We start from the raw sequence: 15,311 nt of genomic DNA on the forward strand, positions 1-15,311 counted from the left end.
GCCTCTGTTCTTTTAACTCAAAAAATTAATCTCTTTTTGAATATACTTTTGTACATTTGATGTTTGAATATGTTCAATTTTTTATTATTCAATTATTAGAGATTTTATATGTCTTCTTATTCAATCATTAATTCATAATATCGATTTGAATCATTACCAATTGCTTCCCTATGTATTTCGCAATTGAAATTTGAGCCATATCGCAACTAATTTTGATCCATATAAAATTAGAGGAATTCACAAACTTCTTAGGCTCATTTTTATCTTGATCTAGGATTGACATGGAGCCTATGCGGGCATGACTATCTTGCAAAAGCGTGCGGTAGGGAAAGGTTTTGCACTATTACCAGGGTATCATGCCCACTTCTTCATATAAATCCTACTGGTTTCTGTGGAAAATGAAATTCACAAACTTTTAGTGGCTCAATTTAAAGTTGTCATCTGGTTCAATTTTCATGTGCTATAAACATCCCTAAAATAAACATAATCAACACTCAGACAATTTTTGATTTCTACCGCCTCTAGAAATTATGTCCTTACTATAAATATCATTTTTTTAACATGTACTCCTCCTGATTGCCAAAAAACCTTATTCTAAGTTGAATAAGGTTTTTATATTGTATTTTTTTCAATCACTAAATCATTTACTCCTTGGCGATAAAAAGAAAATATTTTTCGTTCTCTTAACTCTGTAATATTTATTTCACAGTTAAACGGAAAAAACAATTGATGATTTTCTATGAGATCAACATGTAATGAGTCACTATTCAATACTTTTAATAGAACGTGTACAAAAAATGATTGTATTAATGGATTAGTAATTACAATTTTTTCATCTATTGTGTAGATACTTTTTTCTACTGGTTGAATAATATTCCAAGCTTTCATACTCATTAACACCGCACTAGTTGCAACCTCGACTCTTCTGCGGTCTCCATATGCTTCTTTCATTCGCTTACTAATTGCTTTACTTGAAACTTCATCTTGTAAGTGAAATAAACGCCCAAATTCATTCGCAACATCTTTAAAAAATGGATAAGCCGCAATTGTTAATCCCCAATGTACAAAAAGTCTTTCCTCATTTGTTAATTGATTAAATTCATCCAGAACTTCATCACGAATTGGCTTTAAATCCTCATCAACTAGATACCATATTTTCATTAACATTGTTATAGCATTCTTTCTTGATTTTGCACCTGTAATATCATCACGCAAATAGCCATCTAAAATTGTGTACATCTCTTTACGTGAAAGCTTTTTTGTCTGATTCGCTGTATAATCCAAGTGATGTAGTAAAACTTTTTGATCAAATCCGACTGGTTTACTCACCCAATCCACTTCCTTTATTTTTTTGCACCTTTACAAAAGGAACTATGACTTCTTCTAAACTAATTCCACCATGTGTTACAATCGATATATCTCTAGGGACAAAGGCTTGCCCAAATTCAGCAAGTAAAACATGATAGTTTTCAGGTAATCCAATGTTAGGCCATTTTTTTACGGATAGTTTTGATGCTGCGTCTTCGTATAGCATTATATCATCATAAATCCGTACTCGCTCTCCTTTTTGTTCTACAAGTACACCTTCAGATACACGTCCAATTCCTGTTGCATTAGTATTTCCATGATCAGACGTTAAATATACTGAATAACCAGCATTTATTAAATCAGACAAAAAATTCACAAGATAGTTTGTTTCTAACCATAATGTAAGGTTTGAATAAATACTCTTTTCTCCTAATACTGCATGATGAGTAAACTGATCTATTACATCTATAACAGCACCATATACTTTCGTGGATTTTTTTGACAAAGCCTTAATTGTTTCTCTGTTATATTTTTCGTTCCCAAGGCCTTTCTGATAGGTAACATATTGTTTTAAAATACCCTGGTTTTCCCAGAATGATCTCCAAAGTCTTTCTTCCGCAGCAGTTGTTTGAATCGTTTTGTTAAAGGTTAAAGGAACATTCCCAGAGAAGATAGCTTGACGCGACACAGATGTTAGAGTTGGAACCCATGCGTACACCTGTTGTTCTTCAAACAAAAAACCCTTTTCTTTCAAAAACCTTTGAACTACTTTCCATTGATGAAAATTCATTCCATCAAGTACTAGTAACGCTACTTTTTCATTACCTTTTCTCTCGTTACTAATCACATGAGGAATGTGATGAACAAGTTTTGGTTTTGGGTAAGGTGGTAAACTTGTTAATGTATGATATTGGTTGACCATCCAACGAGCAAAGTGATTATTAACAACTCTCAATTTTTCTTCTACTTCAGCCACACTACTATTACTGTCACTTTGCATCGAAACCAACTTAAGTTCCGTTATTAACTCATTGATATGGAACCAATCTTTATATTGGGTGACACTCGATAAACAATCTAAAATTTTATCATGTAAATAATTTAGTTGTTTATCAACTTTCTCTTGATTATGATCTTCTTCAATTCCCATTCGTATCCAATCAGGCATAGCATCTGGTATTAAAACATCTTTAATCTTGGATAGCTGCCCTTCAAGGAATAAATCATTCATTAACCTTCTTACATCATGATTTGCCAACGGATCACTTTCATATATATCAGATGGATCATTAATTTGTTCTTCTCTCACTTGAAGATATTGTTTAACAAAATTATCCCATTTTTGTTCCAAAAAATGATAAAAGAAAGTTTGTGATTCAATCATTTTTTTCAAAGGTAAATCTTTAAAATCAGGAATTCCCCTCCACTTTTCAAAAAGAAATTTCTGCAAAATATTGGGTAGTTGCCTTGATTGATAGTGTATAGACAATAACACCTTATATAAATCTGCTTCATCATCTATCATCTCATAAGGTATTTTATATACGTATTTAATAACATATTCCAATGTTTCTCGCTCAGATGAAGTGCCTTGATACTGTTGATGAACAGTATACAAGGCATCAAAATCACCCCTATCTATTTGTCGAATAATATTTACCGAGAACTTTGGGAATAACGTTTGTAAACTAACCTTTACGCTTAACGCTTTTCTTTGAAATTCGTATGGAAATACAACATCTTTATTCACATAGATCACTAATTTACGTTCAGATTTATTTGTGCGATACTGTTGCTCATACAGATAACGAAATGTAATACTATCATCAAATCTAATTGTATCAAAATCCTTCGATTGCAGTTCTTTTAAAACAAACTCATCATTTAATAAATTATCTTTGTCAAAAACTAAAATCAAGTACGCTTGTTGGAATTGAATTTTTTCAATAATTTGTTTACGCCATCCGAGCATCTTTTTCACCCTCTATAATCCTAAACGTATACATGCATTGTCATAATACATTAGTAATTTATCGTCTTCTTGAATGACTTTCTCCGGTAAACGTTCTCCTACTTTTACAATTTTATCAAAATCTTTTTCGCTGTATGCCTTCTTAAATCCAGCACGAATAGCTTCTGTACGAAAGTTTTTTAACTTTTTCTTGTTCCCTTCTAATTCATTTAAATAACCATAAAATTCTCGTAATAATGCTTTCTCACGAAGTTTTTCTAAATCTGCTTGTTTATTAGGATCTGGAACATACCAGCGATGCATTGCCTTTTCAATGATCTTTTTATCACTAGGATCTAGACCGCGCAAATCTTTATATGTTCTTCTTAAATAAGTAATAATTTGTTTAGGAACAGGTCCTTTTCCTTCATATTGTAAAAAGTTTTGCTGAAGCAAATAATTTAACTCAGGTAAGAATTCGTGTTTTGATATATGTTGAATTTCTTTTATAAAATCTGGGTGTATCTGTTTATATGTTTTTGGTTTTGTAATTAATAACTGTTTTAAATATTCTATTGCACTTCGCTCGTCATTAATAAAAAACTCTATTTGACCCATTTTATCTAAATTAATTTTTCTTTTATCAAATTCTAAAGCTTGTTCTTGAAGAAAATACATACCAAACCTTTCAGAGTACCTTTCACTCAGTCCTCTGTAAAAATCTGCAGCCGACATTGGTATAGGTAATCCTTTTTGAACATAAAATGCAACCATTCTATCAAAAAGCATAAAATTCTTTCGTTCTAATATAGGTTCAACTTGATTATTTTTTATTTTTATTACTGGAAAATTACTCAAGTGGTTTTCCACAAATATCCAAACATTTTCAGTATCACTTCTATTTTCCTTTAATCGATCACGTAGTCTATCATTCGATTTATATGCTGCAATAACTAAATCTTTATTTACAGCAGCCGATTTATGACCTTGGTGCATTGTATCATGTTTTTTATCAAGAATACTTACGTTGGCAACTATAAAACCTGCTGTTTCTAGCGATTGTTGGATAGCATTCCAAATTAGATTAGATGAATTATGAAATTCTACAACAATCCAATGATTAGGTTTTAATACTCTGTAATATTCTTTAAAAACACCAGCCATTAAGGTCTGATATTCTTTAACGTTTTTATATTGTGCTTTATTAGTAATAACTTCATTTTTATTGTTTGTTTTAACTTTCAGCCACCATTCACTAAGGTAGTTTTGTTCTGAGTAATTAATATTACCACCGAAAGGAGGATCAGTGAAAATGAAATCCACACTATCTTGAGGTACCTGTGCAAGATTAGTAGCACTCTGGTTTGTTACAATAGAAACACCTTTTCCCCAAGAATTTTTTTGTTTGACTACTTGGTCCAACCTTTGAATAGTTTTTTTTGCAACATTTGTTTCAACAAACATATTAGGTACATATAAAGTATTAGACAAAGGTCCAACGGGAGATCCCTTTGATCTTCGTTTATCAACATAAAATCTATTTCGCTTAGTTCCATTATTTTCTAAAATTGATATTAAAGCAAATAAACCCAACCTATCATTATTTTTAAAACAATACTTCACTAGTTGATCAAAAGCATAGTAATTCCTATTCGAATAAAAATGATTAACATGAGAGAATCCCCAATATTTTATAAGATTATTCCTCTCATGTGATAGATGCATATACGGAAGCTCTTCAGGAATTAAAGTAACTTCTTTATAATTAATATTAATTAATTTATCGAAGTCAAATGGCTTAGGTTCAATTCGTATTGTTTTATTACCTTTTTTATAAGAAATTAATGCTAAAGATGACTTTGCCTGATTTATTGTTTTTTGAAGTACAGGATCAAACTCTATATTAAAAGCTTTTTGTTGTTTATCTGATTCAATTATGGCTCCACAATTAGGACATTTATAAACATTTTTCATTTCTTGTTTATCCCAATCTATAATATAATCAAATAATCTAAAACTATGTGAGCAATTATTACATTCGCCCCAATAACTCCATACCGTATAATCAAACTCAACTTCCTCATCATTTATTTTTGTTACATAAAGTGGTGCTATTTTTTCATTAATAAATTCTGCAATCTGTAATTTATTTACATCATTAACCTCTGTTTTTAATTTTTGGCTAACAATTGAACTTGTAAAGGTAGCAGCTGGAGACAAATCAGCTAGTATTGCTTTTCTTTCTCCCAATTTTGAGACAATCTCACCATCTTGAACTACATTATTCTCATTATCAATTGTATACCCCATAGAATTTAAATAATTTAAATCACCACAAAGGTTAGCAGCTAAACCTGTCATACCAGATCCTGAAAAAGCATCTAAAATAATATCACCTGGATTAGTATAATGAATAATGTATCTAATTATTGCCTTAGGAGGTACTTTTGTAAAATAAGAAGGTATCTTGTATAGAGGATCATTTTTCCCTTCGGATACATCTGTTACAAATGGAACGCGTTTGTAATTTTTTTCTTTAGTTTCCTTTGTTTTCTCCCATAAATCTATAAATTCACTAAGCCATGGATTCGGACAAGCAGTATAATAAGGAGGATCAGACAAAGCAATTATATCCTCATCTTCTCCAATTGGAAATCCTTCTATATTCTTCATTTCAGGCAATTTCCTTCTTAATTCATTTCGAAAATATTCCCTTCGCTCGTCCTCGTTATTAAAAGTCATGCCTAAGCAGACAACAGGATCATTGTCTGCTTTAGATTGTTCTTCTGTAAATGAAAGTTGCTCATTCTCTTCGGTCATTGAATTAACCTCCTATTTTCTAACTGTTAAACGTACACGTTCTTGATCATTATTACCTACAAGTTCACGAAATAATATCTCTAAATTATTTCGTGCCTCTTTGACTGTGATTGGATTACCATTGCCAAACACTTCTTTTAATTGTTCGACATCAACTTGTTCCTGATGAATTCCTTTTAGAACTTTGTTAATCGCATTAATTAACTTCATAGGAATCGGTAAAGTTAATGTTTTCTCGTGCATAAAATCATTTATTAATTGTTTCTCTTCCACTTCTAATAGTTCAATACTCTCTTTTACAGATGCATCATTAAAATTTGTTAATAACGTATCTGTCCAAACTGTCAATAATTCAACCATTTCTTCTTCAAGTTCCGAAAGAGATGGCTTTTCATTTAGTGATTCTTCACGCGGATTAAAATGGCACTTTTGACATTCAGGTGTTTGTTGCAACTTATCAGCTGTTACATGATAACAAACTTTTAGCGAATCCATTTTTTCTTGCCAACCCTTAAAAACCCCACTAGGTAATAACTCAATCTTTGACGATAATATTTGTAGCGCATCACATTGTTTATCTTGTAATAATTCGGTTTTCCTTTTACTTTCCGTTGCATTTAATCGCATTTTCTGATGTATAGAAAGATAGAAATCTATATACTCTTTTTTTAAACGTTCTAATTCCTCAATTTCATTTGCACAATCTTCATTATTTTTTAATGCAACACTCAGCTTTTCTAACGATAAATCAACACTATCAATCCAATCCTTACTAGGAGAAGCAATAAACTTAGCCTGAGCAAGGTAATAAGCTACTTTAGTGACTTCATTTATTTTCTTTTGCAGGTCATCTAATGTATCCAAAAGCAACAAATTTTCCTTTTCTTTTTCAATTCTCTCCATATTGAATTTTAAATTCATCATTTTTGCTCGTGTATTATATACTTGCAACCCTTGTAAAAAATCATTAAGACTTGAAAGCTTATCTGTTTTTTCATCTATTTCTGCCTGTGTAAATAACGGCCCATCCCAAACTTGAAATTTATTACGCAAGTTAGCAAGCATTTCTACTGTTCGATTAGTAGCATTCTTTGCCCCGGAAATAATTTGTTTTATAGCAAAGTCTACTTTTTCTTGATTAGAGAAATCTATCTTGATTGACTCAAATAAATCTAATAAAGCTTGTACTTCACGAATAGGCAACCCAGTCGGTTTTTTAATATGATCAAAATAAGTAATATCTTGAATAGGAAGTCGAACAAACTCACTAAAATTCATGGCTTCATACTGCTTTCCCTTAATAGTGACAACAATTTTCCCATCTTGAATCAGTGAACCAAGAATTACAACGAGTAATTCAGGCTCCATCGTGAACCTACTTGTTATTCGCTGATCTGGAGAACCTTGAGTCGTATTGATCACTTCAATAAGTTCACTTTGATTTAATACTTGCCCATTTCCCATACTATCAAGTGAATCGATCACCCATTTTGCATAACCTGATTTCTGTGTTGTAGGAGTCCCTTTCTGATCGATTAGGAGCAGGCCATCCAGAATTGCTTCACCTTGATTTGTTTTACGCCCATTCAAATAATCTAATGCATCTTTAACATAAGTGTGTATATTCTTTTTGGTCAAGAAAGAATGTTCAAGCTTTCGAAATGAAGGATATTCTTCATATCTCACTTCAAACCATTGGGAAAGTAGGTCTTGTGAAACTGAATCGATAAGCTCAACTAATGTATCAGGATTACTTGGCAAGAACATTCCGTGCTCAAGTACACCAGCACTCTTTCCTCGATATACAATTTCATAAGCATCAACAAAATTTTCTTTAATCCATTTTACCAATTTCTTTTTATAATCTTCCATTTTAGGCTTATACAATTTTTTATTCGTAGTTGTATCATTATACATTTCTGTTGCTCCACCATACAAGCGCAACAATTGAATAAATGTATTATCTTTTTTCTTTAAACGAAAAAATACTTCATCTTCTTTTTGTTCATCCTTAAAGTTAGGTTCTTCAAATGCCTGGAGCATGTATATATAAAAGTCTCTTTCTGGTTGGGCTGTTGATCGCTCATTTGGCGCTCCAAAGAATAGATACCCTTCTCGTTTTACTCTCCGTTCCATCCAAGGAATTTCATGCAACCAGATTTTATATCCAAATACATAGGCTGCAGATTCTGAAACTTCAGTAGCTTGTTTTAGCACTTCAAAATAATAGCTATCTAATTGACTATTCTTTAGTCCTTCACCACGTTGACGTATAAGCTCATCTACTGGTATAGACTCATCAATGTTGATATAATACTGTCCATTATCGTTATTCAGGGAAATATATTGGAAACTGGCTGCAGTTCTTAAATCTTTCATTGCTGCTTCAATTGTTGTTTTTAAAAAATCGGCTGCTTCATTTTCAAAGTCTAATATAGAAGATTGACTTAGGAATAACCTATCTCTAAGTGTATCTGGGTTTAATCCGATTGGTGTTTTTAAATCCTCTGTAGTTAAACGAAATACGGCTAACGCATTTACCATTTGTATTGCAATAGCTTTATACTGTCTTTTTACGCTTGATTGAATAGTCCCTCTTAATGTTTCAACCTTATCTGCAATTAACTTTACACGATCGTCTGATCGTAAAGCGGAATCTCCTTCGATGTACGTCCAATACCTGTCAAAAGATATAAGTCCTGTTGCATCTTCAGGAACTTCTTCTGTTAGTAATTTTCTAATTTCACCTGTAATTGTTTGTAGGGCAACCCGTTTTTCACCAATATGTACTCTCTCAAACATTTCAAGATATGCTGGATGAATTGGAAATAGGTTAACGTATGTCTCTAGTTCTTCTGATAGTCCGTTATATAATTTTTTAAACTTACCCAGATGCTCACGAATAAGTGCTTTTTGCTCATCATTCTTCTTTAAGAGCCTCTCTGACACTACAAATGCAATATCTTCACGAACAATACGTGTTTCTTTAAAACGCTCTTTTACTCGGCGTAGCGAATCTGCAACGAAACTAAATTTCGGATTATCAAAAAGCATTTCCTGTATACCAGAAATAAAACGAAAACGGGTGTTATTACAAACTTCACCAATTTCACGTAAAAAGCCTAAATCTAGCGTAAGATCTTGTTCTTTTCTTCCGCGTAAATAGTCAAGAAGTTCATCGATAACAAGTAGTAACCCTTTATCAGGATATTTTTCATGAAATAATTCCATCATTTCATACATCATATCTTTGTTATTTGTCACTTGATCAGCAGCAGGAAAAGAATAATCTATCCCCATATCTGCTAGCCCTTTTTCTAATTGTCTACAAATAATTTCACGGAGAGGCATTGTTACAGCGCCAAATTCTGCACGGATAGTTTGAAATTTACCTTCTATTTCTTTTGCTTTTTCCGCTACCTGTTTGTTTTGTAAATATTCACTCGCACCTGGTAATTCTGCAATCGTAGAAACTACACTCATTAGATGAGATTTACCAGAACCATAGTTACCAACAATAAGAATACCTTTATTGTCTACCATACGTTCAAATTGTATATTTTCAAATATATCGTCGATTAATTTTTCAACCATATTATCTGAAATCACATATGTTTTTAATAATGAGATAGCACGACTTTGATCATCTGCTTCTCTTAATTGGACAACAGATTCCACTGGGTCGAATGAAATTAATTCATCATACCGAAGCATAATATTTCCCTCCATACTTTTATTTCAAAATAACTTTCCCCTCAAATTCACGGCAAGAAAAATATTCAGGATGACCATACTCAGCATAGAACAACTGATTATCTTCGTATCTCCCTGGCCATTCAACAACTAGCTTATATGTCTTGCTAATATTTTCCAATAAACGTATTGGATGAATTTGTAGAGTGGGATCAAAAAGAATATCAATATGTTGAAGGAGATATACCTTGTTTTTATTAGAAATTGTGTCTAAAATTATATCTTCAACATATAATGGATATTTATTCTTAGCTATATTTATTAACCCTTGGCTTAAGATAAAATTAGTATTTACTTTTTCAAATTGGTCAGTGATTGGTATCGTTGTATTAAATTGTCCATTCCTATCACATAGAAATATTAATTTATGCCACCAATGTTCCATTTCCTGTATTTCTGTTTTAAAGTTGTTTATATTCATTAGAAACATCTCTTTTCTCATATATTCAAAATGGTTTTTATCATCTATTTCTCGTATAAACAATCTACTCTAATTATATTGTAATATACCTATATTTTAACAACAAATAAGTAAATCCGGTAGTAATTACTTTCTTGTTAATAGAAATGTTACAACTGATTAAAAAAATCCAGTATCTTCACCTGGGTTTATATTGATTAATAAACGACGATCCAACAATTGATTTATCCATCCACATGATGTTTCTAAAACATAAAAGCAGGAATGACATGCCGCTCAGTTTGCAGTTGACTGAAATTTAAATTGCCCTTCTGAACAATTTGGATCAGAAGAACAATACATCATACGTTCAACAGCTCGAATAAAAATAGGATATAGTTTATACTCTACTCATCCACCTGATGAGGCAAATCTTCAACCCCAGGACCATAAATAACAGCATTAAACTCATTATCAGCCTTAGTAAAAGCAGCCGCAGCTGTCTTAGGCGAAATACCAGTCACAGGCAATTCTTCCTTAGAAGCATCCTGAATCGCTTTAATCAGCTCAGAATCCGCTTTAGACTCTACAGGATAAATATCATAATCCACGATTAATTCTAAGTTAAACCCTTCCCTTTTGTTCAAATCATCAACAATACTCTGTAACACTGCTTTCACTTTGCTGTTATCAAATTCAGGAATCGTACGAATATTCCCTTGCAACGTTGTCACAGCAGGAATACTGTTAACCTGATCCCCGCCATTAATAATTGTAATAGCATGAGCAGTCTCACCTAATACATCATTTTTATATTTGTTCGTAACTTCTTGCATCTCTGCATTAGCACGCGTCACAAATTCATTAATATTTGCAATCGAGTTAATACCTTCATTAGGCATGGAACTATGTGCAGATTTTCCACGTGAAACAATGGTATAGTTTATGGAACCTTTATGTGTGTAAATCAATGCTGGACCGGTTGGTTCGCCAATAATCAACCCATCAAGGTCATCTGCATAACCTTCCTTCGTTAATTGTTCCGCTCCTAATTCACCGACTTCTTCCCCAACCGTTGCCATGAATTTCAATGTACCATTGATATCTGCGTTTTCTTCTTTGATTTCAATCATAGCGATTGCTAAAGCTGCCAGACCAGATTTCATATCCGTTGAACCTCGGCCGTATAATTTATCCCCATCGATTTCAGCTGAAAACGGCGGGTATTTCCATTCACTTTCATCACCAGCCGCTACCACATCTTCATGTCCGCTAATACCCAATACTTTACCATCACCTTTTTTGTAAGTGGCTACCAGGCTTTCACGACCTTCACTATATTTTACTTTCTCAGATTCTATTCCATGTTTTTGAAATAGTTCTGCGAAGTAATCTGCTACTTCGGATTCATTATCATTTACCGATTTTATTTTTATGATATCTTGTAATACTTTAATACGTTCCTCTTTATTCAATGTATGATTCCCCTTTCGTTGAAATATACTGGTTCAAATCAAAAACGGAAAGCAGTAAATTAATAAGATTGTCGACCATAACATACAATACCCTCCTAACAAGAAAAGTATTCGAATACAGGTTAAAATCAAAACAGCAAAACAAAAAGCTGCCGATCCCCTCGACAGCTTTTTCTTTATTTCCAGTAAACCCTCTTACAACTATAAGATTTCATCAAACAATTCTTTTTTAACTTCTTCAATCGCCATGTCTTCCCCAGTAAATAGTTTATAAGCCAAAGCGCCTTGCCATAGAACCATTCCAAGACCATTAATTGCTGTAGCTCCTGCCTCTTCCGCTTGTGCTAACAATTTTGTTTTTTGCGGGTTATATACCACATCTGTTACAACTAAATCCTCGCGCAGTACATCTGTAAGATCATCCAGAATACTCATTTCATCCAGTGGTTTCATCCCTAAGCTTGTAGCATTTGCCAGAACAGCACTTTCGGCTATTTCTTTACGGAAAGTTTCTTTATCCTCTAAAGGAAAAATGTTTGCTTTGACTCCGAAATGAGCCATCTCGTTGTTGATATAGGATACATTTTCTTCTGCTTGCGGGAAGAACTTGTCGTCTCTGGCAAAGATACTAATTTCTTTGATACCGGATTGTACTAATTGAATAGCTATTGGCGTTGCAACACCACCGGAACCGACCAGGGTGATTTTTTGGCCTTCCAATTTTACACCATGTTCTTCCAGGTTTTTTACATATCCTAAACCATCTGTATTATACCCAATCAGTTTGCCATCTCTGTTCACGACGGTATTGCTGGCATGTGCATATTTCGCACTGTCATCCACTTCATCTAGATACTGGATGACCTCCATTTTATTTGGCATGGATACATTGAATCCTGCTGCTTCGATTGCTTTCATGCCTTCTACCGCTGTTTTAAGGTTTTCTGTACCAACTTCAAAACCTAAATATGCATAATTCAAACCGCCAATGGTGTATCCCAAATTGTGCATTTCAGGCGAAATGCTGTGCCCGATTGGGGTGGCCAGCAATCCTACAAGTTTTGTTTTACCGTTAATTTTTGCAAGGTTTTTATCATTATTCATCATGTTTCTATCTCCTTTAAATTTAATTTAATTCCATTAATTGAGTACTTTCTTACCTCGATAAAGTACAAATACAGCAAGTAAAATACTTAATACCGCGATGACCATGTCAAATACTAATGTCATGGAAATACCAATTCCTCCAACCAAAGAGCTTGTGATGATTGGAACGAGTATGAAAGCGACGCTTCCTGCTATATTTACGTAAGATGTGGTTGTTCCTTTGTTCTCTACAAAGAAGTCTGTCATCACACTGATTGCCAATTGGAAAATACCAGAAGTTGATAGTCCAAGGATAAATGTAAATATGATAACAACTGGATAAGAATGAACAAAGAAAAGCATTAGCATGGATACAAAAGCAACTGCCGGATAGATGATCATGATCGTTATCGGCTTCATAAATTTGTCCAATACGACAGCTAACAGAAGCACAGATACCAATGCACCTATACTGAAATAACTTAACAGCTGTACAGCAACGTTTTCACTTAAGTCCATGAAACCTGTACCCAGCTCCGGAAGCCATGTCTGCCAAACGACAAATAAAGCCGTAGATGTAAACCCGATAAGGATGATTGCCAGTCCTTCTCCCCAAAACTTCGGTTTCTCTTTAAAACGATTATCTTGGGCTTCGCTTGTTTTCTCATTTTTGTCATTCGTATTGACTGCCGGGAATGGCATAAAGATTAAATACATACCACTTATTAAGAACAAGACTGCTAATAAGTAGAATGACCAGCCCCATGAAAGATCATGAGATGCTAGAAACGCCAGGATAACTGGTAATAAGGTCGCGCCAATGGATACCATTGCTTTAACCAAGACCGTAGCTGAACTTGATTGCTTTGGAAATGATTCGATTAGAGCCGGATAGGTTCCTGAGTCTAATAAGGAATTCGCAATCCCTGCGGTTATTGCTAAGGCGAAAGCCACTGGGTAGCTTGACAGCAATGGTATGCCGATTAAGAACAGCAGGTATAAAAAGCTTCCGGTAATAATAATCGGCTTTCGCCCTAACTTATCGGAGAGCCGGCCGGCAAAGAATAAGGCAACCAGCTTCCCAATACCAATGGCAGATACCAGCAAACTGATACGTTCGACTGGCTGATCGTAGTTTGCTGATAAGTTACCCATGTTGGAAGCAATGATAATATTGATCATTCCTAACATGAAGTAATTCAAGTACATTCCAAACGACGTTTTAATGTATGGATTTTTCATTTTTTCTCACCTCTAAAATTTTTGCAGATATTTAAATTTATTATTTATATCTCTTTGGTAACTTTTCGAGAACAGCTTGATCTTTCTGGATAGATAGACTGCTAAAGCTGTACTCACAATGGTTATGACTAATTCTAGATAGAATACCGAGGATATCCCGATATGCTTTGTCAGCAATCCCGTGATATAAGGGATAACCATGAAGGCCACACTCGCAGCAGCACTAACATAGGAAACACTGACTCCTTTGTTATTTGGAAACATTTGAATCATCACCGTCATGGCCAGCTGGTAAATCCCAGAGGTAGATAACCCCAGAAAGAACGCAATGAACGGTACGAGTGAGGAGTCATGAGCAAACAGCAGCGCAAAAACAAAGATGGCAGCAACACTCGGTGCGAACATCATTGCGGTGATCGGTTTAATGATTCTTTTCAGTAACCAGGCAAGCAGTAAAACAGAAATAAGCCCGCCAACACTGTAAAAGCTGAGCAACCTTACTGCATTATTTTCATTCAGCTGAATCATTTCTTGGCCAAACGTAGGCAGCCAGGTCTGAATGACAATGGTCATCGAAACGGAAAAAAATCCAATCAATACGATAGCTGTGCCTTCTTTCCAGCTATGCGGATTGGAAGCTTGCTTTTCGACGTTCTCCTTGTCCATCTCTTCCTTACGCTTCTCCCCATTAACAGCCGGAAACCGGACGGGGATGAAGTAAAATCCCAGGCCAATAAATACGATCGCCGGCAGGAAGAATGCATATCCGAAAAACATGTCTTGGGATATCAAAAATGCGATGAATACAGGAAGAAGTGCAGCTCCTATGGACATAAATGCTTTAATCAAAACGGTTGCTGTGCCCGCTGCCTCTTTAAACCCTTCATTAAGCGCTGGATAGGAAGCAGCATCTAGTAATGAATTACTTATGCCTGCAAACAAAGCGAAAAACATAGCCAATGCGAAATGAGTGGTTGTCGGCACCCCTATAAGGAATACAGCATAAAGTATGGCAGCCGATATGAGTAATGGCTTTCTTCCGTAGCGATCCGACAGCTTACCTGCAATATTGATACTAAGCAAGTGGCCAATCCCGACAACAGAGATCAGCAAGCTGATGTCTGTCCGGAAAACATCCAAACGTTCCGATAAAAAGCTCATATTTGATGCCAATACGATATTGACCATTCCCAAAAGCAAATAACTTAGATAAATCCCTACTCCCATATTTAAGTATGGATGCTTCATGACGTTTCTCCTTTGCAATGTGCTCTCT

At 34.2% G+C, this 15,311-nt stretch carries 9 protein-coding genes; all 9 read right to left on the reverse strand.

Annotation, left to right across the window (positions count from 1 at the left end):
* Positions 1–612: 612 nt before the first annotated feature.
* The 9 genes from ACFO3P_RS00825 to ACFO3P_RS00865 all read right to left on the reverse strand — a co-directional run bounded on the left by ACFO3P_RS00825 (position 613) and on the right by ACFO3P_RS00865 (position 15,283).
* The gene (locus ACFO3P_RS00825) at positions 613–1,329 is read right to left on the reverse strand and encodes a hypothetical protein (RefSeq protein ID WP_379542082.1); all 717 of its coding nucleotides are present in this window, start codon (positions 1,327–1,329) and stop codon (positions 613–615) included.
* A complete protein-coding gene (gene pglZ, locus ACFO3P_RS00830) occupies positions 1,322–3,280 on the reverse strand; it encodes a BREX-3 system phosphatase PglZ (RefSeq protein WP_379542083.1) in 1,959 nt (652 codons plus the stop codon). The genes ACFO3P_RS00825 and pglZ overlap by 8 nt, the downstream gene beginning before the upstream one ends.
* A 12-nt stretch (positions 3,281–3,292) precedes the next feature.
* Positions 3,293–6,079, reverse strand: a complete 2,787-nt coding sequence (locus ACFO3P_RS00835; protein WP_379542084.1) for a DNA methyltransferase — start codon at positions 6,077–6,079, stop codon at positions 3,293–3,295.
* A 12-nt stretch (positions 6,080–6,091) separates the two neighbouring features.
* Entirely contained in the window at positions 6,092–9,793 is a 3,702-nt protein-coding gene (locus ACFO3P_RS00840; protein ID WP_379542085.1) for a DUF6079 family protein, read from the reverse strand.
* 19 nt (positions 9,794–9,812) lie between these two features.
* Positions 9,813–10,253 carry a BREX-3 system P-loop-containing protein BrxF gene (brxF, locus tag ACFO3P_RS00845; RefSeq protein ID WP_379542086.1) on the reverse strand — a complete coding sequence of 147 codons (441 nt, stop codon included), beginning with the start codon at positions 10,251–10,253 and terminating at the stop codon, positions 9,813–9,815.
* Positions 10,254–10,639: 386 nt separating this feature from the next.
* Positions 10,640–11,707: an ArgE/DapE family deacylase gene (locus ACFO3P_RS00850; protein WP_379542087.1), complete on the reverse strand. Its 1,068-nt coding sequence runs from the start codon at positions 11,705–11,707 to the stop codon at positions 10,640–10,642.
* 201 nt (positions 11,708–11,908) lie between these two features.
* Positions 11,909–12,811, reverse strand: a complete 903-nt coding sequence (locus ACFO3P_RS00855; RefSeq protein WP_379542138.1) for a quinate/shikimate dehydrogenase — start codon at positions 12,809–12,811, stop codon at positions 11,909–11,911.
* Between the two features lie 36 nt (positions 12,812–12,847).
* Complete coding sequence (locus ACFO3P_RS00860) at positions 12,848–14,035, reverse strand: MFS transporter (RefSeq protein WP_379542088.1); 1,188 nt, start codon at positions 14,033–14,035, stop codon at positions 12,848–12,850.
* 12 nt (positions 14,036–14,047) lie between these two features.
* Positions 14,048–15,283, reverse strand: a complete 1,236-nt coding sequence (locus tag ACFO3P_RS00865) for an MFS transporter (RefSeq protein WP_379542089.1) — start codon at positions 15,281–15,283, stop codon at positions 14,048–14,050.
* Between the last annotated feature and the right edge of the window lie 28 nt (positions 15,284–15,311).

This window comes from Oceanobacillus aidingensis, assembly GCF_042654105.1.
Lineage (GTDB): Bacteria > Bacillota > Bacilli > Bacillales > Amphibacillaceae > Oceanobacillus > Oceanobacillus oncorhynchi.

Coding starts and splice junctions, on each gene's coding strand:
- pglZ (WP_379542083.1), bottom strand. CDS start 3,280: ATGCTCGGATGGCGTAAACAAATTATTGAAAAAATTCAATTCCAACAA.
- ACFO3P_RS00835 (WP_379542084.1), bottom strand. CDS start 6,079: ATGACCGAAGAGAATGAGCAACTTTCATTTACAGAAGAACAATCTAAA.
- ACFO3P_RS00840 (WP_379542085.1), bottom strand. CDS start 9,793: ATGCTTCGGTATGATGAATTAATTTCATTCGACCCAGTGGAATCTGTT.
- brxF (WP_379542086.1), bottom strand. CDS start 10,253: ATGAATATAAACAACTTTAAAACAGAAATACAGGAAATGGAACATTGG.
- ACFO3P_RS00855 (WP_379542138.1), bottom strand. CDS start 12,811: ATGAATAATGATAAAAACCTTGCAAAAATTAACGGTAAAACAAAACTT.
- ACFO3P_RS00860 (WP_379542088.1), bottom strand. CDS start 14,035: ATGAAAAATCCATACATTAAAACGTCGTTTGGAATGTACTTGAATTAC.
- ACFO3P_RS00865 (WP_379542089.1), bottom strand. CDS start 15,283: ATGAAGCATCCATACTTAAATATGGGAGTAGGGATTTATCTAAGTTAT.